Origin of the sequence: Chryseobacterium gwangjuense (genome assembly GCF_021311115.1) — a bacterium.
Taxonomy (GTDB): domain Bacteria; phylum Bacteroidota; class Bacteroidia; order Flavobacteriales; family Weeksellaceae; genus Chryseobacterium; species Chryseobacterium gwangjuense.
Window position 1 is genome coordinate 204,703 of sequence record NZ_JAJTNP010000007.1, and the last position, 22,204, is coordinate 226,906.

Here is a 22,204-nt window from a genome sequence, read left to right on the forward strand (position 1 = left end):
TTCTATCTTAGAAAGGTGCATTAGGCTGTGTAAAACTTCTGTCTTTATACTTCAATGCATCACTTAAGATGTTGGCTTTTATCCCGATAAAGAAATCATACACTTTATACTGTCCAAAAGGAACCCAGTTAAAATTAATGGTAAAACTTCTCTGATCTCTTGAAAAACCAATACGGGTATAAGCAAGATCCTTAGTCACCATATCATAATGCGTACTTCCTGTAATATTCCAATATGGAGTAAGCTTGATACTTCCGTCCAATCCTAACGAAGCCATTTTAGTCGGTGTTCTTGATAGCCCTTTTGAATATTGATAATTCGCACTGATATTCAACGTCCATGGCTGATCAAAATGAGCATAATTATCATTATCAAAATAATACACTTCATTTCGGATTTCTCCCTTGGAAGGATATTTTTTAGCATTATCTTCCTTTTCACCAAAAACTTCACTACTTAGAGGGTAAGACATTTGTACATTAAACCCTTGCAAGTTAAAATGTCCGAAATCTTCCGTTCTGATTCCTGTCTCTTCTCCCGGTACAAATAAAATTCTATAAGGATCCAATGATAAACTTGTATTTACACTCAGTTTATTATTAAAGAAAGACGACTGTCCACTCACCGAAATAATAGACCACGGATGATCCTTTGCTGCAAAATTATAATTCCCTGAAATATTTAAGGATTCAAATATTTTTATTTTTTTTACGCCTGTAGAGTCACTTTTTGATCTTATTTTCATCTCCACATTGTTTCCGATACTATAACCAAGTGCACCTACCATTCCCGTAGTTGGAGACCCCACAATTCCTTTCTCGAAGATAGAATATGGCGTTAAAGCTCCATTAGCTGTGTAGTAATTTTTATAATACCCATACTTTGCATCTCCAAAATCCGGAGAATAGGTAAATCCTATACTTGGTATCACCATGTGACGTACCGCTTCAATTACGGAACCTTTTTTAAAATTCAGCATCCCATATAAAGTCGTCTGAATACTTGCTGTGGTAGAAAAAGTAGAATATCCTGCCACTTTATTATTAATCTGGTTTACTTCTACATTTTCAATAGGATCGTAATACTTTGTAAGCGTTTTTGTCGTTAATGCATTATCAATATTAGCTCCTAAGCTGAAAGTAAAGTATTTGGCAATCGTTGTATTGGTTCCCAGCGTAATATTATTCTTTATGCCGGTCTGCATTTTATCCCACATCTCTTTTTTGAATAACTCCCCTCCTTCTGTCTGAACATAGTTATTAAGATTCAAACCTGTATTCACAGTAATATTTTCAAGGAGACCTTGTCTCATTCCTGTTTTGGATTTGAATAAGTAAAACTGATTAACCGCCACATTCATTTGAGGCAATCTCAAATCAGAAAATCCTGTTGCAAAATTTTGAGAATACGAAGCAGTTCCCGTAATCGTAATCGGTAATTTCAGAAATCTTTTGGTAAGCGTCAACGTAGAATTCTGCTGTGTTCTTAAAACACTCTGATCCATGATATAATTATTATTGACTGTATTATTATAAAATGTTTCACTCGTCGCATTTACCGAAGCAGAAAACGTTAGAAAAGGATTCGCTTTTGTATCTTGTGTGTGTGTCCAGGCAATTCTGTAAGTTCCTGTTTCACTGTAATTATCAAGTCCTTTTATTCCTCTTATGGTTTTCCCTACATCTGCCGAGAAATTCCCTGAATACCTATATTTTTTCAAATAATGCATTTCAGGATGTAAATTCCAGCTTCCTTTTGTATAAATATCTGCTAAAACCTTCAAATCAAAATGTTCACCAATCGGCTGATAGTAACCAATACCATTTAAAAAGAATCCCACATCTTGCCTCTCTCCAAAACTCGGAATCAAAATTCCGGCAGATCTTTTAGAGGAAAACGGAAGAATCGCAAAAGGCATAATCAAAGGAGTAGGAATCTCCTCAATATACATCCTGATCGGGCCTGTTACAATCTGAGAATTGGTTTTTGTCTTGATTAATTTAATATTCGAAGCCCTCATTTTATAATCGGGCAAACTGTCTTTTTTCTTAATGAAATACTCATCCGTAGTATAATCTCCATTTCTCATGGCAAATACAGTATCACTGTATTTTTTCGTTTTCTGAGCAACAATTACCCCTTCACTTTCCTCCGTACGTGCATTATAGGCAATAGCCTGCTTGGTTTTGGTATTATAGCTGAATTCGGTAGTTTCGTATTTTTTCCCGCCTTGGTTTGTAATTACATTTTCTATAATCTTTCCGGAAGCATCCTGTTTTCCTCTTGCATAGATTAGGCTTCTGTTATGATCTATCGAGATATAATCTGCATCTATTTGCATATCCTGATATTTCACCTGAGCATTTCTCAGCAAATAGGTCATCTTTTTCTGAACATCATTTCTTTCTTCATCAGCTTTTGTTCTAAGAACATCATCTAAAGACTCTTTTTTTACAACAATGGTATCCTTTTGGATAATAGTATCATTAACCGCACTTTTAGGCAATTTTTCAGGCGTTTTCTGTGCTAAAAAATTGTTAAAAATTAGGATAATTAAAATTTGTAATATATTTTTGGGGACGGTTTTGACCAATTTTATGTTATATAATTAAGGTTCAAAATTAATATAATTTTTAAAACTGTAAGATGTACAAACAAAATTTTAAAATAATTTTATCATTTCTTGCGATACTCCTTTTCAACTTTTCCTTTGCCCAAAAAAAATTCACTGTAGTCTTAGACGCAGGTCATGGCGGGGGTGATATAGGAGCCAACAGAAATTATTCAGACATAGGTGTTGTACAAGAAAAAAATGTAACACTTGGTGTAGTTCTGAAACTGGGAGCTATGCTTGAAAAAAACAAAGATTTTAAGGTCATTTACACCCGTAAGATCGACGAATATCCTTCTTTAACAGATAGAACCAATATCGCCAACAGAAGCAAGGCAGATTTATTCATCTCTGTACACGTTAACTCTTCCCCAAGCAAAACAGCCACTGCACGAGGAACTGAAACTTTCGTACAAGGACCCGCTCAAAACAGAGAAAACCTGGAGGTAGCCAAACAAGAAAACAGTGTAATCTATTTAGATGAAAAAGATAAAGAAACATTTTCATCTTACGACCCGTCTTCCCCGGAATCATTAATGGCTCTAAAATTACAGCAAAGTAAATATTTGGAGAATAGTTTGATCATAGGAACCTTTGTGGAAGATAATTTTGCTAAAACAGGCAGATATTCCCGTGGAGTAAAGCAAGAAAACCTGCACATCTTAAGAAGAAGTGCCATGCCATCCATCTTAATTGAAACAGGTTTCGTCAATAATTATGATGATGCTGCTTTTTTAAATTCCGAACAAGGACAACAGGAAACCGCTGAAAATATTTACAAAGCAATCATCGATTACAAAAAAGCGATCGACAGAAAAACTTCATCCGGCACCATCGTAAAAAAACCGGAACCGGAAAAACCGGCAGAAGTAGCATTAAAAAATGATTTCAGAATACTTCTTATCACTTCTTCCGTAAAATATAATGATGGAGATCCTGCTTTAAAAGGGCTTAATTATATTCTTACGATAAAAGAAGGTGGTATTTACAAATACTATTATGGCGTTACGAATATGGCTTCTGTTAAAGACATCAACCTCAGAACCGCTAAAGATGCCGGATTTAAGAATGCCTATGCAGTCGGATTTATGCCTAATCAGAAATTAAGCACAGGATATTATACCCTTGAAATATATACCGGTTCAGACAAACTAAGCAGCAACTCATTTATACTTCAATCTCTAAAAGACGTGGAAAGAACCAAAACCAACGGAATATTCTACTATACCTACGGAAAAGAAGACTCTTTGGAAGATACTGTAAAATTGCAGAAAGACCTTGAAAAGAAAGGAATTAAGAATACGGTCATCCAAAAAGTTTATAAATAGTTTAAAAAATAATTTTGAAGTTTAAAAGTTTATTTATACTTTTGCAACCTCAAAATTTGGCCTATTCGTCTAGTGGTTAGGACTCAAGATTTTCATTCTTGCAACAGGGGTTCGATTCCCCTATAGGCTACCAAATAAAGAAATAAATTAACTCGCGAGAGAATAAATTTAAAAAACCAAAATATTTGAAAATTTTTGAAAATAAATTTGGTTGATAAAAAAAAAGTTTATACTTTTGCACTCACATTTGAACGATATGGCAAATCATAAATCAGCATTAAAAAGAATCAGACAAAACGAAACTAGAAAACTTCGTAACAGATACTACCACAAAACTGCTAGAACAGCTTTGAAAGTATTAAGAAATGAAGAGGACAAAGCTGCTGCTGCTGAGCAGTTGCCAAAAGTTATCTCTTTGTTGGATAAATTAGCTAAGAAAAACATTATCCACAAAAACAAAGCTGCTAACTTGAAAAGCAAATTAACTAAGCACGTTAATAAACTAGCTTAATAAGTATAGTAGGCCCGTTCGTCTATCGGTTAGGACCTCAGATTTTCATTCTGGTAAGAGGGGTTCGATTCCCCTACGGGCTACAAAACTAAGAGTTGATAAACTTATAAAAACAAAAACTAACACATTAATTTCGGTTAATGGAAGATAGAGGGCCCGTTCGTCTATCGGTTAGGACCTCAGATTTTCATTCTGGTAAGAGGGGTTCGATTCCCCTACGGGCTACAAAGACAAGTGATTTATCATTTGTCTTTTTTGCATTTATACTTCATAGTAATAAAGCTACAAATTATTGAGTACTTTCCCAATTGCCACTCATCGCATTAAACTCTAAAATATAATTAAAAGTCGTGTGTTTTCCAGACACACGACTTTTATTTTAAATCCCAATATTCAGGAAAATACTAAAACGTGATTTTGCTTCAATATCGCCTCCTGCCAAATTGGAATACACAGGAAGCATCACCTCACTTCCCAAGCTGATTCGTTGATAAGAAGCTTCGAAACCTAATTTCCCATACAAAGCACTTCCAGCCGTATTGGGCAAAACCTCATCAAACTGTTTGTTCCTGTCATAAACTTCACCCTGCAAACCTGCCTTTCCTGAGAAAACTATTTTATCAGTTCCTACAAGTTGATAAAAACCTGTTGCAGCATAATTCCACTGATTTCCGAATTGATAATATTTTTTATTTTCAGTTTTAACCGTGTAATCTGTATTCAACAAAACAGCGACTTTATCTTTCTGAAATTTATAATTCAACACCATCTGATAATCCCAACTTCCAGTTCCTAGCTGAAAACTAGGGTTCACCCCTGAAATTCCTTTTTCATCAAATTTTCCCAACGGAACTTTTATCCCAACTCCCCCATTCAATTGATGAATATTGTCTTTTGAATTCAGCACCTGATAAATTCCCATCAGATTTAAATCTCCGATCCCATTGATGTTAATATTTCCTTGCAAGGTTTTCTTTTCATGAAAATGAAACGGAAGACTTCCATATATACTCAGTTTTTTTGTTATCGGAATTTTGACCCAAATCTGAAGGGTATTAAAATATTGATCCTGCGTCAGATCTTTTACAAATAAATTTTCCTTTGCTTTGTAATGCTGAGCAAAATATTTAATTCCGATAAACTGAGGATTCAATAAAGATTCAAAACCGGACGAACCGTTACCCGCAGCACAGCCACACGCATCACAATCATCAAAAATGATCGGATCAAAACTTTTGGAAATACAAAGACTATCATTGATTGCTTTAGCCTGAAAAAGATTCAACAGACTCAGACTTATTATTGAAAATACCTTCTTCATATTATTCAGCAAATTTTGGATTAGTGATAAAATTCTTATCGGACAGTGTTTTCAAAAAAGCAATGATCAATTGTTTCTCCTGAGCATTCATTGCAATACCTATATGTCCGTTTTGTTTCAATTGCGGGTCAAGATTAGGATTATTTTCTACATTATCTGAATAGAGATTAAGAACCGCTTCCAACGTATAAAACCTCCCGTCATGCATATAAGGAGCTGTATATTCTACATTTCTCAAGCTTGGCACCCGAAACTTCATCCAATCGTTTTGATCAAGCGTCACACGATACCTTCCCGCATCTTTAAACTGTGCATTATAATACATTCCTGTATTCCTAAAGCTTTCGTCTGTAAATAATTCTCCACTGTGACAGGAAGCACATTTCTGTTGAAGTAAGCTCATTCCTTGTGTTTCTTCCGAGGAAAAACTTTCTCTTCCCTGTTTTACTCTGTCATATTTGGAATCTGCGGAAATCATTGTTGTCATAAATTGAGATAACGCTTTCAATACTCTTTCACCCGTAATATTTTCATCCCCATAAGCTGCTTTAAATAATTTTTTATACTTAGCATCTGAGCTTAATTTCGAAACCACTTCCGGCATCGAGCTATCCATCTCATCTTCATTCGTAATCGGAATAATAGGCTGTTCATTCAAATTATGAATTACTCCATCCCACATATATCTTTTTAAAAAAGCCATATTTTGGATAGGCGGAGCATTCCGGATTCCTATTCTGTCATCAACTCCGTGACTCACCGTATGACCGTGATGGGTAAAAGCATTTTCCTGAATATGACAGAAACCACAAGAGATCGTATTATTTCGTGAAAGCCGTCCTTCATAGAATAGCTTTCTTCCCAGTTCTACTCCATTTCTCGTAACCGGATTTCCGGAGGTATCAAAAGTCATTTCCGGAAAATAGGACGGAAATGAAAGACTATAAGCCTCATTCTTTTCCAAAGGCTCCATCACCTCATCGGAACACGATACCAAACTTAGAAAAGAGAAAATGACTAAACCTGTTTTAACTATTTTAATCATTGTGAACATGGTCTACTTTAAACATTTTCGTTAAGTTATTGGTCACATTCACCAAATGCTGACTGGAGCCCATATCCATATCATTGCTCGTATTTAAAGCCAAAGACGTTTCTCCGCTTAAATATTGATTAAAATCCGCTAGAATATGAATTAAAGGTGTAATTTTGCTTGTTACCCTTGCTGTTGTCGGAAGGTTTAGTATAACTTCCCGGTAAAGATCCGGCGTTCCGTTTGCAGTTACATTCCCCATATTTCCTGTGTGATTCATAAACGCTACATCAGGAGAATTTGTTCCGTATTTCCCTTCCAGCTTCACGAAAACATAACCTGCTGCCCAAGACCAAGACATTCCTTTTTGTTTCGCTTTATTCCAGAATTCCGCCTGTCCGTCTTGTCCCAGCAAATAAGCATTTTGGCTGATTCCCAATCCGAATTTCACCTTCTTATAATTATTCTTTGGAACTTCGTTTAAATTCACATAAACAATTCCGGCAACTGCATCGGCCTGGTCGATAATGAAGGCTCCTTTATCGGGATTATTCTCGTTATACTTAAATTCATTTCCGTTCTCATCGATCAAGCTAATGTTGCTGATCACATATTTGATATTGGAAAACTGATGTTTTTGCCCTTGTGAAGAGACTTGTGTCGTTTGATTCAAAACAATATCTCCGAGATTATTAAATCCGTTCTCAAACTTGAGCTGAAGATTTCCTTTCGTTTCTGTTGATGAATCATCCTCATCGTTATTCCGGCAAGAGATAAAAGCAAAAAAAGTAAAAGCAATAAAGGATAGTGACAAAAATTTATAAATTTTCATTGTTGATTTTTTAAGTTGAAATTTTTAATAGAAAGTATACTGAATAGAAACCATTCAGTTTTTTAACCACAAAAGTTTGCGTGACACAGAGCACCCGCTTTGTCATTCCATAGGAATCTAAGCCGTGTTTTAAAAATTATGCCGTGAACAACTTTGCCGAGATTCCTACGGAATGACAGCTACACGTTGATTTTAAAACAAGCACAAAAATTCTGTGATAAAATAAAATTTGAAAAAGACTTAAAAAACCGGCGGTCTGAAAATAGGTCGTAAAAACAGAAAAGAATATCTCGTTTCGTAGAGAAAATCAGGATTTGAGAAGAAAGCGTTTTCTGTTATGTAGATTGCTGTAATTTCAGGAAGAACGTAGATATCCAACAATTTCTGTCCTGAATTTTTTGTTTTATGTAAAGGGGAAGAATCGGTATCATTTGTTTTAGCTATTTCTTTGCTCAGGTAACATTTTCCGTTACAGTGAAGCTCAGGATTGCTTTTGTTGATACACAATACTCCGGAGATGTAATCATAATTTACAGCATATTCCACCAGTGGAATCAGAGGCCTGAATACCACAAATAAAGTAAGAAATATGCTGCAAATTAAATTCATTCAATGATTATTTTTTGCTGATCGCCTCTTCGTATCTTCTGCTGATTTCTTTCCAGTTTGTTACGTTCCAGATCGCAGCTAAATAATCCGCTCTTTTATTCTGATATTTTAAATAATAAGCATGTTCCCAAACGTCAATTCCAAAAATCGGCGTTCCTTTTTCTTCTACCACATCCATCAAAGGATTATCCTGATTCGGCGTTGAAGAAACAAATAATTTCCCATTCTTATCTACAGACAACCAAGCCCAACCTGAACCAAAACGATCTGCTCCAGCTTTAGACATCTTTTCTTTAAAAGCCTCCATACTTCCGAAAGCATCATTGATCGCTTTTGATAATTTTGCTGATGGCTGCGTATTTTTTTCAGGGGTTAAAACCGTCCAGAACAATTCGTGATTGTAATGACCTCCCGCATTATTTCTTACTGCAGGTGGCAATTTTGAAACATTCGACATAATCTGAAACAAAGTCTGCTTTTCCTGTGGAGTTCCGGCAATCGCCTTATTCAAATTGGCTACATACGCCGCCGCATGTTTTGAATAATGAATTTCCATAGTCTGCGCATCAATATTTCCTTCCAACGCATTGTAAGCGTAAGGTAAGGCCGTCTGCTTAAACTGTCCAAACGCAAACTGCGCCGCAAATACTGCACTTAAGGCAGCAATTTTCATAATCTTCATAACGTTTTGTTTTTTGGTTTATGTTTTGGCTGGAAGATTGAAGTTGGAGGCTGGAAGTTTATAATCAATATGGTTAACAACTTCCCTCTTCCATCACCTGGCTTCCAGCCTTTATTTCAATAATTTCTTAATGTCCTCGATTAAAATTTCTCTGTCAGGATGATACTTCCCTGTTAGTTTGGGAGTTTTCCCTTCCGGATCTTCGTAATTTAACCCTGAATAATAAAGGATAGGCATATTGTCTTTATTGTATCTGCAACGGATATTGCCTTCTTTATCCACAAGTGCAATCATTCCGCTGTGATTCAAACTTTCGCTTTCATCTTCTTTATCTCCGACATAGATATTAAACTGATCTGCCAGTTTCCCAATATAATCCCTGTCTCCGGTCAGAAAATGCCAATTCGGGGATTTCACCCCGATTCTTTTAGCATGTTCTTTTAATAATTCCGGAATATCGTTTACAGGATCTATGCTAATAGAGATGATTCCGAAATCAGGATTATTGATTTTATCCTCAATCGCTCTCATATTGGTATTCATCACCGGGCAGATTGTCGGGCATTTACTGAAGAAAAATTCTACCAGATATACCTTTCCCAACATCTCTTTATTGGTAATTTTTTTATTGTTCTGATCTGTCAATTCAAAATCAGGAACTTTCATCACGGTATAAAGATTCTTTTTAAAATACCCTAATCCTATACCAATCCCCAGAAATAGCAAAGCAATAACCACTAAAGGAATTATCACCTTACTTTTTGTTTTGACTTCCTGTTTATTTTTTGGCATATTTTTCAGGATTTTTCTTAAACTCATCTTTACAGTATGAACTGCAAAAACCGTACGTTTTATTTTTATACACTGCCGTATCTTTCATGTCTGCTTCTGTTGGCATATTACAAATAGGATCTACTGCATTGGCAAATTTTACTTTTGCCATATTTGATTTTGAAGGGGTCAAACTTTTTTTATGCTTTACTTTAGGAGTTTCCTGAGCACATGCAAATAATGAAACGGACAATAATGCCGTCAAAATAATTTTTGATTTCATTTTTTTAAATTGAAATTAATAATAGTATTGAATACCTATTGATTGATGTTAAAACCAATATGATATTAGCGAAATATATTCTTGAACTATTAAGAACATCTTAACAGTCAAATTCAAACTAAGAATATAGTTGAAAATAAATTTAAGCTAAAGGAGGATGGAATATTCTGGAGAAAAACTCTGAAGTATGAGAATTGATACAATCCGAATTTGGATTTTTCATCAGAGGATCAAGTTTATCTTTATCTGAAACAAAAAGAATTTCATGGGCCAGAAAAAAATCCATTCCCGTGATTTTCACATTTTGATTATTGTTGGATTGTTTTTCTGTTTTTGCAAGTTCTTTTTCAACGTAACATTTTCCCTTACACGTAGATTGAGGAACCTGTCTGTTTTCACAAAGATTTTTCACGATGTAATCATAATTAACCGCATAATTAATCAATGGCAACACAGGACGTATTGCGATCGTGAAAATAATAAATATGGAAATGAAAAACTTCAACGGCTAATTCTCTTCTACAAATATACTACTGAATTTTGTTTTAGAGATTAATTCATGATGAAAGTCATTGTTATTTTAGTTCACACAGATTTGCTCGTATATTTATGTTGCATTAAAAAGAGGTTGTGCAATTACCTATAATAATTTAATTTTTGGTTAAAATCCAAATAAAAAACGGGCTTAGCCCGTTCATATTGATGATTAAAAATAGTTGTATATTATATTTAAGTTTGAAACAAAATCTCTTAAACTTCCAGCATCCATCTTCTGCCTTCCAACCTCATCAAAACTTCATTCGTTGAATTCTGACCGCATTTAAAATAGCGAGCAAAGCAACTCCAACATCAGCAAATACAGCTTCCCACATTGTTGCCAAACCTCCTGCTCCCAAAATAAGCACTACTGCTTTAACGGCAAACGCTAAAATAATATTCTGCCAAACTATTTTTTTAGTTTGTTTTCCTATGTTGATCGCCATAGGAATTTTGCTTGGCATATCATCCTGAATAACCACATCAGCAGTTTCAATAGTCGCATCGCTTCCCAAACCGCCCATTGCAATTCCTACATCACTTAAAGCCACTACAGGAGCATCATTCACTCCATCTCCGACAAAAGCTACCGTTTGATTTTTGGCTTTAATTTCCTTGACTTTATTTACTTTGTCTTCAGGAAGCAGATCTCCGTATGCATTTTGAATTCCCAGTGTCTCTGCAACGTATCTCACTACAGAAATTTTATCACCACTCAGCATCGTCGTTTTTACGTTCAGTGAGGTTAATTTATTAATCGTTAATTGTGCATCGGCTTTGATAGAATCTGCAATCGTAAGATACCCGACAAATTTTTGATCATAAGCTACGGCAATTAAAGTATAAACAATATTTTCAGGGTTGATGTCATAACCGATATTGAATTTATCCAACAATTTGAAGTTTCCAACCAACAATTCTTTTCCATTAATGGTTGCTTTCAAACCATGCCCTGCAATTTCTTCAACATTTTCCAACTGAACCGAATGATCAATTTCTCCAACATATTCATGAATAGCGGTTGCAACGGGATGCGAACTTTTACTTTCAAGTGCATTAACGAATTTCAGGATTTCATCTTTATTAAAATCATGTTTGAAATTCACTTCCTGAACTTTAAACACGCCTTCCGTCATGGTTCCTGTTTTATCCATTACCACATTTTGAACATTGGCCAAAACATCCAGAAAATTGCTCCCTTTAAACAAAATTCCATTTCGGCTTCCCGCTCCGATTCCCCCAAAATATCCCAATGGAATGGAAATTACCAATGCACAAGGACAAGAAATTACCAAGAACACCAATGCTCTGTACAGCCATGTTTTGAATTGATAATCTTCTACGAAGAAATACGGCAACAACGTAATTCCGATAGCGAGAAATACAACAATCGGGGTGTAAATCTTTGCAAATTTCCGGATGAACAGTTCTGTTGGAGCCTTTTGAGCGGTTGCATTTTGAACCAATTCTAAAATTTTACTCAGCTTACTGTCCTTGTAAGCTGTTGTCACTTTTACCTGACTTACAGTATTCAGGTTAATCATTCCAGCCAACACAGTTTCACCTTTGGTTTTGGTATCTGGTTTACTTTCACCGGTCAGTGCAGCGGTATTGAAAGAAGCCGTTTCGGATAACAGTTCTCCGTCCAATCCCAGCTTTTCACCGGATTTCAACTGGATAATCTCGCCAATATTTACTTTTTCTGCTTTTACGGTTTGAGGTTTTCCGTCTTTTAAAATAGTTACTTCATCAGGACGCTGGTCGAGCAACGATTTGATATTGCTTTTTGCTCTGGTTACTGCCATTGCCTGAAAAACTTCCCCAACTGAATAAAAAAGCATCACGGCAACACCTTCAGGATATTCGCCAATAGCAAAAGCTCCTACTGTTGCAATTCCCATTAAGAAAAACTCAGAGAAAACATCACCTTTTACAATGCTTTCATAAGCTTCTTTTAAAACGGGCAATCCAACAGGAAGATAAGCGATTAAATACCAAACCAGACGAATCCAGCCGGTAAACCAATCAGGTTTTATGTAATGATCTAAAGCGATCCCGGTTATCAGCAACACAAAAGAGATGATCGCAGGAAGAAACATCTGAAATACAGATTGATCTCCCGTGTCATGAGAATGGTCGTGATCATGACCTTCATAATTGTGATGATTTTCTTTTTGAGGTTTGGTACTGCAACATTCTTCCATAACTTAAATTTTTATCAAAATTAAACGTAAACGCAATGCAATACTATTGCAAACTTTCGAGACAGCTTTCACAAATTCCTTTGGCAAAAAGCCTTATTTCATCAATCCTGAAATTGGTCTGCATATTTTCAGGGAAAGAAATATCTTCTTTGCAAGTAGTCTGCTTACATATTTTACAGTAAAAATGGAGATGCCAATCTTTATGCATTTGTTCATCACAACCATCATGACAAAGTTTATATTTTGTTGTCGTATTTTCCTGGATACTGTGAACGATTCCTTTTTCCTCAAAAGTTTTTAACGTTCGGTAAATAGTGGTTCTATCAGCATTGTCAAAATGATTTTCAATTTCAGACAAGGACAAAGCGGCTTCCTGAGAACTCAAAAAGTCGTACACCAAAATCCTCATACTTGTAGGTTTCGTGTTTTTATCGATGAGTTTGTTTTCAATATCTGTTTTCATTTTGCCTGATTTTTATGTCACATTAAAGTTAGTTTTTTTTCAATAATTCTTTCTTGACTTATCTCAATTTATCAAAAATATAAGCAAAAAAAGCCACCGCATAAAGCAGTGACTTCCCTTTAAAAATTTAAAAAACTAAACTATAAGTTTGGATTATTCTCCACCTCCTTCTGCGGAATCGAGAATAAATAATATCTGCTGTTCGAAGCAAAAGCTGACTGATCAGGAAAAGCAAAAATAGAATGACCTCTTCCGTTAACGTTCTTCACCGTTCCCGCCGGAGTTGTGATCTGTACCTGAATCGGCTGACCACTCGAATTGGTGTAAGGCTTTCTCACCACTTTTCCTTGTGTTCTGATAATGTCTGACAAAGAAAATCCTTCACCGAACAATTCTTTTCTTCTCTCAATTAAAACTTCTTTAATCACTTCATTTTGCACCAAAGATCCGTTGTATGGATTGGCATTTCTCACCGATTTCAATTGATTTAAAACCGTTACAGCATTGGTCACATTTCCGTTTCTAGCTTCGGCTTCAGCCTCAATTAAATACATTTCAGCCGCTCTCATGTAAACAATGTCTGCAATTAAATTGGCTTTAAATTTAAACTTAGCATATCTCAGCAAACCTTCTCTTCCCGGAAGTCCATCCCAAGAAAACAGAGAGTAGCGGATATCATTAGTATCAAACAAATCTTTGAAATAAGGATCTGCCATAAAGCTGTAATAATAACTTCCCGAAGACGATACGTCTAAAAAGTGGAAAGCATAACTTTCACCCGATTGTTCCTGCGTTTGTCCGTGTCCCCAAATCCATTCTCCGTTGCTGATGTCATTGAAACCGTCTTTATATTTTTCCGGAGTCATTAAAGCATAGCCGTTTCTTGCCAATTTTGCAGAAGCTGCAGCTTTCGTCCAGTCACCTGTATTTAAATATACTCTCGCCAACAAACCATTTACAACCGATCTGTCGATTTTATCCTTGTTGTTTCTTGAGTAATTTTGAAGCAATTGATCTGCATCCGTTAAGTCATTTTTAATTAAAGTGTAAATTTCTTCCAGACTTGCTCTTTTCTTTCCTACAGAATTTGTCGTGGTCGGCTCTGTGTAAATCGGAGCTGTTAAAGCCGTTTTATCTTTCAAATAGCTGAACTGATAAAAACTTGCCAAATTCAGATAACAAAAAGCTCTCAACGCTTTTGCCTGGCCTTTCACCTGGTTTTTCTTATCCTGGCTTCCTTCTACTCCATCAATTCTGGTAATTACATTATTCATATTATTGATGGTAGAATACAATAGACTCCAGATGAAAAGCGGTCTGCTTCCCGCACTATTGACCAGGTCTGTAAAAGCATAAGCTGCAGGAAATCCGTATTTGTTGGTTAGAACCGCACCATCACTTCCCATAGCGTCGCTTGTTCTCAATACCGTTGAATATCCGATGTTGGCATAAGTTGGACCATCGTCATTAAATTTAGCCCAGGTTCCGTTAATTACTGTTTCCCCACTTTCTGCCGTTTTAAAAACCTCTGCTTCATTAGCCTGATTGGTAGGAGCCGTTTCCAGATCGTTTGCACAGCTCACTAAGTACAACACTGTGATTAAAGCAAAAGATAAGTATTTTAATTTTTTCATTGTTTTCATTTTAAATGTTAAAGAGTTGCCTGTAAACCGAAAGTGATCGTTCTCATCGCAGGGTATCTGTAATAGGTTGTTCCGTCTAAGGTCTGTTCCGGATCCATTCCTTTATGCTTGTAGAATGTTAAAAGATTCTCTGCCTGAACATAAACTCTGAATTTCTTTAATCCTATTTTTTCAAAGTAATCTGTCGGAAGCGTGTATCCCAAGCTTACATTTTTTACTCTTGCATACGTTCCTGAATATAAAAACCTTGATGATGCCGAAGTCCAGTTATTGGTTGTTGTACTCAAAGCAGGAACATCCGTGTAAGGATTTTCTGGCGTCCATCGATTCAGCATTTCCGAGCTCCATGAGCGACCTGCTGAACTTCCGTTATGCATGATCATCGTGTAATCATTATCCAAAATTTTCCCTCCGATACTGAATGTTATCAATGTTGAAAAATCAAAGTTTTTATACGCCAAACTTGTCGTTACTCCTCCCATTACTTTCGGGAGCGATGAACCCTGCAATGTTTTTGTTGCTTTTGCATACTCTGAAGTTGTTCCTTCTACTGTATTTCCGCTTGCATCTGTCGTAATTGTTTTCCAAAGCGGCTTTCCGTTAGTCGGATCTACTCCTACCCATTCCGGAATGAAGAAATCATAAATGGATCCACCCACTTGCAATAATTTCGTTCCGCTTACAATTGAGCCTTTCGGAAGTTTTGTAATTTCATTTTTTAACGTACTCAAATTAAGATCAACATTCCATTCGAAATCTTTCGTTTTAACCGGAGTTGTGAATAATGAAAATTCAAAACCTGTATTTTTTAATTCACCAATATTGGCCTGAAATCCACTAAAACCAAGAGACGGAGCCAAAGGCATATCAAATAAAAGATCCTTGCTCTGACGTTGGAAATATTCTACATTCCCTTTAATTCTGTTTTTCAGAATCGCGAATTCCAATCCAACATTTAAGTTTAAATTCGTTTCCCATTTCAAATCCGGAGTTGGTAATTTACTGGCAACTGTTCCACCTTCTCCTAAATTATTGTAAAATGCATACAAACTCTGGTAAGCGTAATAAGTGCTCAGTTTATCATTTCCTTGTCCCCCGTAACTTGCACGAAGCGTCAACTGGTTAAAGAAGTTTAAATTTTTAATAAAATCTTCATTAGATGCTTTCCAAGAACCACCTACTGACCAGAAAGTTCCCCATCTGTTTTCAGGAGAGAATCTCGAAGAACCGTCTGCTCTCACCGATCCCGAAACAAAATATTTATTCCGGTAATCATACTCTGCTTTTCCTAAAAAACTTAATAAACCTAATGTATCACTGTTTCCGCTGAAACTCCCCAACAATGCAGCTGCATCCGGTTCATAATAGTAAGGCAATGAAAACTGGCTTCTACTCCCCGAAATCGTTTGATATTCATAATGATAAAATTCCTGACCTCCCAAAATATTAATGTGGTGCTGACCAAATTTTTTATCGTAGGTTAAAATATTACTCGTCGTATAGGAAAGCGTTCTGGAGTTTGTTTTCGTCACAGAACCACCAATTTCTGCACCTTGTCCCAACAACGGATTGGTATAATAATGTCCGTTGTAATTCACCAAATCAACCGAAAAACTTGTTTTAAATTTTAACTCAGGCAAAAAAGTAAATTCAGCAAAACCTTTCCCGGAGAAGTTATCCTCCCGGTTTTCATTTTTATCTAAAGGTAAAGTTGCCGCCGCATTTTCATTTTGCAAAGCACTTGTCGGTCGGTACTTTCCGAAATCATAAATATAATTTCCACTTGCATCCAGCTTGTAACTCCCGTCCGCATTTCTTTCATAATAAGGATAAAAAGACGGAATCACTCTCGCTGCATTGATGATATTATCCGTTCTGGAATCTGATGAAGGCGGTGCTTCCTGAAGACTGTTTGTATACGCCAGGTTTGCTCCTACATTCAGCCATTTTTTAACTTCAGAATTGATTTTCAACCTTGTGTTATACTTTCTAAAACCAGATCCTATGGCAATTCCTTTATCATCCAAATAGCCCAGAGAGAAAAAATAATTACTTTTTTCACTTCCTCCGCTGAAATCCAGGTCCACCTGATTTCTTGAAGCTACTCTTTGCAGAATATCTTTCCAGTTGTCATTCCATAAAGCAGTTGCTCCCGGCAAAAGTTTCCCATCTGTTCCTACAGGTTTTGCATAATTTGCTCCGTAAGGATTGATTCCTAATGAGTTTACCAAATTATCAGTCGCCATTTGAGCAGCCTGTTGAGAGGAAATCTGACCAGATTTATATCCGTTTCTCAAAGCTTCCCAATACAGCTCAAAATACTGGTCTGTCGTTACCTGTTCATAATCCTTTACCGCTCTGGTTGAGAAACCCTGGCTTATATTAAAGTTTACTCTTGCTTCACCTTTTTTTCCGGACTTTGTGGTAATAATGATCACACCGTTTGCCCCTCTGGAACCGTACAATGAACTTGCCGTAGCATCTTTAAGAACACTGATTGATTCGATATCGTTTGGACTTATGGAATTGATGTTTCCGTCAAAAGGAATTCCATCAACCACGAATAATGGATTGCTTGAAGCACTTATAGAACCGATCCCACGAATTCTGATGGATGCTGTAGCCCCCGGTTGCCCTGAAGCACTCACTGCCTGAAGTCCCGGAACCTGCCCTTCCAATGCTTTTGTTATATTCGTAACAGGTCTGTTGTTAATTTTATCACTCGAAATTGTTGCTACAGAACCTGTATAGCTTGTTTTTTTAGCTTTTCCGTAAGCCACTACCACAACTTCATCAATATCTTTTTCTCGAAGTGTATCTTTTTTTGCTTCCTGTCCTTTTACATTGATCATTCCTAAGAAAAATACAGCAACAGGCGGAATCCAAATTTTAGAACTAATTAAATTTTTGTTAATCATAACCCTTTTTATTTATTACTATTTAAATTTTAGCCTTTTATAAAAAAGACAGTAAACAGCATCAATAATCATGATTAACACTTTACTTATCTTTCCTTTTTCAAGGCTGAATGTAACACCTTACGTTAAGCAGGTTGTTAAGATTTCACAGGGTCAGTTCCCTCCATCTTTCTTTATAAGCCGTTGCAAATCTAAAAACAAAAAGTCTACAAAACAAGTAGACTTTAAAATTTTAAATATAATTTTTATAAAAATTAACGTAATTTTATTTTAAAATCAACAAAAATAGACAGTTATAAAAAATGTTAAATTTTCAAACATGAGAAATATCATTAAAAATAATGCAATGATCAAATTTTGACTTTGATTTAAATTTTTAAGCTTTAATTGAAAAAACTTTTTAATTTTATAGAATGAAAGTTTTAATTGTAAACGGTCCTAATCTCAATCTGTTAGGCACAAGAGAGCCCGAAATTTACGGAACTGTTTCTATGGAGGATTATTTGGAAAATTTAAAATCTGAATTTTCTTCTCATGAAATACGATATTACCAATCCAATATTGAAGGAGAGATTATCAACCGACTTCAGGAAGATGATTTTGATGCACTGATAATTAATCCTGGAGCATTCACTCATTATTCTTATGCCATTGCAGATTGCTTGAAGAATATTCAGAAGCAGAAAATAGAGGTACACATCAGTAATATTTACAAAAGAGAAGAGTTTCGCCAGAAGTCTGTGACGGCGGCAAATTCTGATGCGGTATTATCCGGCTTTGGAATGGAAGGATATAGATTAGCGATTTTAAGTTTGAAATAAACGAAGTATCTAAATAATATTATGATAAAAAAAATCCTCATCAAATTGATGAGGATTTATATTTTTAGTTTGTTGTTTGTTCCTGTAATTGAGGACCTGAAGCAACCAGCTTCTTCCCTTCTTCAGTATCGCAGTACTGATCGAAGTTTTTGATATATCTTGCCGCTAGATCTTTAGCTTTTTCTTCCCATTCAGAAGCGTCTGCATACGTATTTCTAGGATCTAAAATACCTTCAGAAACATTTGGTAATGCTGTAGGAATTTCAAGATTCATGATCGGAACAATTGTTTTAGGAGCGCTTTCGATAGATCCATCGATAATTGCATCAATAATTGCTCTTGTATCTTTCAAAGAAATTCTTTTTCCAGTACCGTTCCATCCTGTATTTACCAAGTATGCTTTAGCTCCGTGTTCTTTCATTTTACCGATCAATGTCTTAGAATACATTGTTGGGTGTAATGTTAGGAACGCTTCTCCGAATGCAGGAGAGAAAGAAGGTTCCGGAGAAGTAATTCCTCTCTCAGTTCCAGCTAATTTTGAAGTATATCCACAAAGGAAGTGATACTGAGCCTGATCTTCATTCAATACAGAAACCGGAGGCAATACTCCAAACGCATCTGCAGAAAGATAAACAATCTTCTTAGCGTGTCCTGCTTTTGAAGGCAAAACGATTTTGTTGATATGATAGATAGGGTAAGAAACTCTTGTATTCTCAGTAATAGATCCGTCTGTGTAATCAGCTACACCGTTATTTACCACAACATTCTCAAGCAATGCATCTCTCTTGATTGCAGCAAAGATATCCGGTTCTTTCTCAGCAGAAAGGTCGATTACTTTAGCATAGCAACCTCCTTCATAGTTGAAAACTCCATTGTTATCCCAACCATGCTCATCATCACCGATCAAATATCTTTTCGGATCTGCAGATAAAGTAGTTTTTCCTGTTCCAGAAAGACCGAAGAATAGAGCAACATCTCCTTCTTCACCTACGTTTGCAGAACAGTGCATTGAAGCCATTCCTTTTAATGGAAGGTAATAGTTCATCATTGCGAACATTCCTTTCTTCATTTCACCTCCATACCAAGTTCCACCAATAATCTGCATTTTTTCAGTAAGGTTGAACATTACAAAGTTCTCAGAATTTAATCCTTGAGCTTCCCAGTTCGGGTTTGTCGTTTTAGAACCATTGATTACTGTGAAATCAGGCTCTCCGAAGTGTTCCAATTCATAGTGAGAAGGACGGATGAACATATTCGTAACGAAATGCGCCTGCCAAGCAACTTCAACAATGAATCTTACTTTTAATCTTGTATCGATATTGGTACCACAGAAAGCATCAACCACATAAATTTTCTTAGACGCAGAAAGTTGGTTAAGCACTAAATCTTTACAAGATGTAAAAATATCCGGTGTTGTTGGCAAATTTACTTTACCATCCCAGAAAATTGTTTCTCTTGTAACATCATCCTGAACTATATATCTGTCTTTAGGTGAACGACCTGTAAAAATCCCCGTTTTTACCGACACTGCACCAGATTCCGTAAGCTCAGCTTCTTCAAACCCCTGATTTTCAGGAGAAATTTCAGCTTGATATAATTCTTCGTACGAAGGATTATAAATTACTTCATAGTCTCCTTTAATCCCTAATTTTTCTAAATCTTGGATGATCTTAGCGTTTTTCATTTTACTTATATTTTCTATTTCTTTTTTTGTTCAACAAAATTAATATTAATTATTTGTTAAAAGTGGTCTAAATATAATGATATAAGTCAGAATGACAAATAAAAAATCAAGTTTATAAAAAACTGTTTATCAATAAATTAAATCGGAATACTCAAAAATTGTATTAAAACCTTTTCCCCAAAAATAGTCCCTAAAGCCTTCAAATTTTGAGCTCATCACAAAATCTCCTCCCCAAGCGCCCAAACTTTTGATAAATATCGGACAATCAGCGAAAAACCTTTCTTTAACTGTCGGAATTTCAAGAAAATTAGAGATTTTTTGTTCATGAATCAACATTAGCTGAGAAAAATTTTCCAATTCATTACATACTAAAATATTTTTTGTAAGATTCGAAAATTCATCCACCCGTTTTTGGGACTTATTTTTAGACTTGTAAAGAGAGATTCCTTCACGGCTATCCTGCTTCTGATTTAAATGAATAAAAATAAGTTCATTTTTAAAGGAAGGATTGAAATTTACCTTTTCATATTTAATCTCCGGTTTATTTTGAAAAAGAACTGCAGATCTTTCTTTTGCCACGGCAATATCATATCCACTTCCTCCCAAACTTATTGCATTTAAATGAAAAGGGTCGATTTCCGCCCATTCCGCAAGATTGTTCATTAAGGTAGAACTGCTTCCAAGACCGTAATCTGCAGGAAACTGAAGGTTAGTTTTTAGATGATAGGTACAATTACTTTTGAATTTAGTTGTAGAAAGTGACTGAACGTTTTTTAATGTTTTTAAAATAAATTCAGCACTTGAAGGAATGTTGGTTTCTATGATCTGCCAGTTTTTGTAATCGATGACAGCCTGTAACCATAATTTGTTTTGATGATAGGCATTCCAGAAGATCAATGATTTCTCATCGTTCTGCTCATCAAAAGAAAACTCTTGTCCCAGCTTGGTTGGTACCGCTAAGACAAGAGCTCCGTCCATTGCGAAATATTCTGAAGTAAGCATTAGCTTTCCCGGTGAAAATATCTCGCCCATGGTATTTTTTTCAATTAGATTGCAGAAGCAACGTTTGCAGAACCATCAATTTTCTTGATTAATCCTTGCAACGTTTTTCCAGGTCCAACTTCTACGAAATTAGTTGCACCGTCTTTAATCATATTTTGAACTGACTGCGTCCATTTTACAGGACCTGTTAATTGTGCAATCAGGTTTTTCTTAATTTCATCCGGATCAGAAATAGAAGTTGTCGTAATATTCTGATATACAGGAATTGTAGCTTTTCTGAATTTTGTCTGCTCAATTGCAGCCGCCAATCTTTCTTGCGCCGGTTGCATCAATGGTGAGTGGAACGCTCCGTTTACAGGCAACAACAATGCTCTTTTTGCTCCCGCTTCTTTTAATTTAGCACAAGCTTCTTCAACAGCCGCTGTTTCACCAGAAATCACCAATTGTCCAGGACAATTGTAATTAGCAGGAACTACGATTCCGCTGATCTGAGCACAGATTTCTTCAACTTTAGCATCTTCCAATCCTAAAATTGCTGCCATAGAGCTTGGATTAGCATCACAAGCCGCCTGCATTGCTTTAGCTCTTTCAGAAACCAATTTCAAGCCGTCGTCAAAAGATAAAACTCCATTGGCAACTAATGCTGAAAACTCTCCTAAAGAGTGGCCTGCAACCATTTCTGCTCCAAGACCATTTACGGCTTTAAGTGCAGCTACTGAATGTATAAAAATTGAAGGTTGAGTAACCTCAGTTTTTTTAAGATCTTCATCCGTTCCATTAAACATAATAGAAAGGATATCGAACCCTAAAATTTCATTGGCAGATTCCATCAAGTCCTTAATGTCTTTGCGAGAATCATACAATTCTTTTCCCATTCCTACGAACTGAGAACCCTGCCCAGGAAATACAAGTGCTTTCATGTATTGATTTAAATATTTTGCAAATATAAGT

19 protein-coding genes, 3 tRNA genes and 1 riboswitch are annotated in these 22,204 nt (G+C 35.8%); of the genes, 6 read left to right on the forward strand and 16 right to left on the reverse strand.

The genetic code is table 11. The features are described 5' to 3' along the window. Nucleotides 1-7 precede the first annotated feature (7 nt). Nucleotides 8-2,593, reverse strand: coding sequence for a putative LPS assembly protein LptD (locus LV842_RS15120; RefSeq protein ID WP_233112268.1), 2,586 nt, complete (start codon nt 2,591-2,593; stop codon nt 8-10). Between the two features lie 53 nt (nt 2,594-2,646). On the opposite strand from LV842_RS15120, the gene LV842_RS15125 reads away from it, so the two are divergent. From LV842_RS15125 to LV842_RS15145, 5 genes are all read left to right on the forward strand, one after another. Further along, on the forward strand, nt 2,647-3,939 hold the full coding sequence (locus LV842_RS15125; protein ID WP_233112269.1) for an N-acetylmuramoyl-L-alanine amidase family protein: 1,293 nt from the start codon (nt 2,647-2,649) through the stop codon (nt 3,937-3,939). A gap of 58 nt (nt 3,940-3,997) precedes the next feature. Beyond that, nucleotides 3,998-4,072: transfer RNA gene (locus tag LV842_RS15130), tRNA-Glu, on the forward strand. A 123-nt stretch (nt 4,073-4,195) separates the two neighbouring features. After that, on the forward strand, nt 4,196-4,450 hold the full coding sequence (gene rpsT, locus LV842_RS15135; protein ID WP_233112270.1) for a 30S ribosomal protein S20: 255 nt from the start codon (nt 4,196-4,198) through the stop codon (nt 4,448-4,450). Between the two features lie 11 nt (nt 4,451-4,461). Then, nucleotides 4,462-4,533, forward strand: a tRNA-Glu gene (locus tag LV842_RS15140). A 70-nt stretch (nt 4,534-4,603) separates the two neighbouring features. Continuing rightward, nucleotides 4,604-4,675: transfer RNA gene (locus tag LV842_RS15145), tRNA-Glu, on the forward strand. 154 nt (nt 4,676-4,829) lie between these two features. Here LV842_RS15145 and LV842_RS15150 read toward each other — a convergent pair. The 12 genes from LV842_RS15150 to LV842_RS15205 all read right to left on the reverse strand — a co-directional run bounded on the left by LV842_RS15150 (nt 4,830) and on the right by LV842_RS15205 (nt 17,746). Then, a complete protein-coding gene (locus LV842_RS15150; protein WP_233112271.1) occupies nt 4,830-5,771 on the reverse strand; it encodes a transporter in 942 nt (313 codons plus the stop codon). Between the two features lies 1 nt (nt 5,772). Next, entirely contained in the window at nt 5,773-6,816 is a 1,044-nt protein-coding gene (locus LV842_RS15155) for a cytochrome-c peroxidase (protein ID WP_233112272.1), read from the reverse strand. Then, on the reverse strand, nt 6,809-7,636 hold the full coding sequence (locus tag LV842_RS15160; protein ID WP_233112273.1) for an MbnP family protein: 828 nt from the start codon (nt 7,634-7,636) through the stop codon (nt 6,809-6,811). Before LV842_RS15160 ends, LV842_RS15155 begins: the two co-directional genes overlap by 8 nt. A gap of 240 nt (nt 7,637-7,876) precedes the next feature. Continuing rightward, nucleotides 7,877-8,245 carry a hypothetical protein gene (locus LV842_RS15165; protein ID WP_233112274.1) on the reverse strand — a complete coding sequence of 123 codons (369 nt, stop codon included), beginning with the start codon at nt 8,243-8,245 and terminating at the stop codon, nt 7,877-7,879. A 7-nt stretch (nt 8,246-8,252) separates the two neighbouring features. Beyond that, complete coding sequence (locus tag LV842_RS15170; RefSeq protein ID WP_233112275.1) at nt 8,253-8,927, reverse strand: superoxide dismutase; 675 nt, start codon at nt 8,925-8,927, stop codon at nt 8,253-8,255. 111 nt (nt 8,928-9,038) lie between these two features. Then, complete coding sequence (locus tag LV842_RS15175; protein ID WP_394801217.1) at nt 9,039-9,719, reverse strand: SCO family protein; 681 nt, start codon at nt 9,717-9,719, stop codon at nt 9,039-9,041. Next, the gene (locus LV842_RS15180; protein WP_233112276.1) at nt 9,706-9,981 is read right to left on the reverse strand and encodes a YHS domain-containing protein; all 276 of its coding nucleotides are present in this window, start codon (nt 9,979-9,981) and stop codon (nt 9,706-9,708) included. Before LV842_RS15180 ends, LV842_RS15175 begins: the two co-directional genes overlap by 14 nt. A 142-nt stretch (nt 9,982-10,123) precedes the next feature. Next, nucleotides 10,124-10,486: a hypothetical protein gene (locus LV842_RS15185; protein ID WP_233112277.1), complete on the reverse strand. Its 363-nt coding sequence runs from the start codon at nt 10,484-10,486 to the stop codon at nt 10,124-10,126. Between the two features lie 283 nt (nt 10,487-10,769). Next, a complete protein-coding gene (locus LV842_RS15190; RefSeq protein ID WP_233112278.1) occupies nt 10,770-12,722 on the reverse strand; it encodes a heavy metal translocating P-type ATPase in 1,953 nt (650 codons plus the stop codon). A 43-nt stretch (nt 12,723-12,765) separates the two neighbouring features. Then, nucleotides 12,766-13,185 carry a Fur family transcriptional regulator gene (locus tag LV842_RS15195; protein WP_233112279.1) on the reverse strand — a complete coding sequence of 140 codons (420 nt, stop codon included), beginning with the start codon at nt 13,183-13,185 and terminating at the stop codon, nt 12,766-12,768. A gap of 140 nt (nt 13,186-13,325) precedes the next feature. Beyond that, nucleotides 13,326-14,819 carry a RagB/SusD family nutrient uptake outer membrane protein gene (locus tag LV842_RS15200; RefSeq protein WP_233112280.1) on the reverse strand — a complete coding sequence of 498 codons (1,494 nt, stop codon included), beginning with the start codon at nt 14,817-14,819 and terminating at the stop codon, nt 13,326-13,328. Nucleotides 14,820-14,836: 17 nt separating this feature from the next. Next, the gene (locus tag LV842_RS15205) at nt 14,837-17,746 is read right to left on the reverse strand and encodes a SusC/RagA family TonB-linked outer membrane protein (protein ID WP_233112281.1); all 2,910 of its coding nucleotides are present in this window, start codon (nt 17,744-17,746) and stop codon (nt 14,837-14,839) included. A gap of 83 nt (nt 17,747-17,829) precedes the next feature. Further along, nucleotides 17,830-17,928, reverse strand: a riboswitch (SAM riboswitch). A gap of 231 nt (nt 17,929-18,159) precedes the next feature. Here LV842_RS15205 and LV842_RS15210 point away from each other — a divergent pair. Next, the gene (locus tag LV842_RS15210; RefSeq protein ID WP_233112282.1) at nt 18,160-18,567 is read left to right on the forward strand and encodes a type II 3-dehydroquinate dehydratase; all 408 of its coding nucleotides are present in this window, start codon (nt 18,160-18,162) and stop codon (nt 18,565-18,567) included. Nucleotides 18,568-18,631: 64 nt separating this feature from the next. Here LV842_RS15210 and pckA read toward each other — a convergent pair whose 3' ends face one another. The 3 genes from pckA to fabD all read right to left on the reverse strand — a co-directional run bounded on the left by pckA (nt 18,632) and on the right by fabD (nt 22,173). Continuing rightward, nucleotides 18,632-20,251, reverse strand: a complete 1,620-nt coding sequence (gene pckA / locus LV842_RS15215; protein WP_233112283.1) for a phosphoenolpyruvate carboxykinase (ATP) — start codon at nt 20,249-20,251, stop codon at nt 18,632-18,634. Between the two features lie 129 nt (nt 20,252-20,380). Continuing rightward, nucleotides 20,381-21,283, reverse strand: a complete 903-nt coding sequence (locus tag LV842_RS15220; RefSeq protein ID WP_233112284.1) for a GYDIA family GHMP kinase — start codon at nt 21,281-21,283, stop codon at nt 20,381-20,383. Between the two features lie 14 nt (nt 21,284-21,297). Continuing rightward, nucleotides 21,298-22,173, reverse strand: a complete 876-nt coding sequence (gene fabD, locus LV842_RS15225) for an ACP S-malonyltransferase (protein WP_233112285.1) — start codon at nt 22,171-22,173, stop codon at nt 21,298-21,300. Nucleotides 22,174-22,204 lie beyond the last annotated feature (31 nt).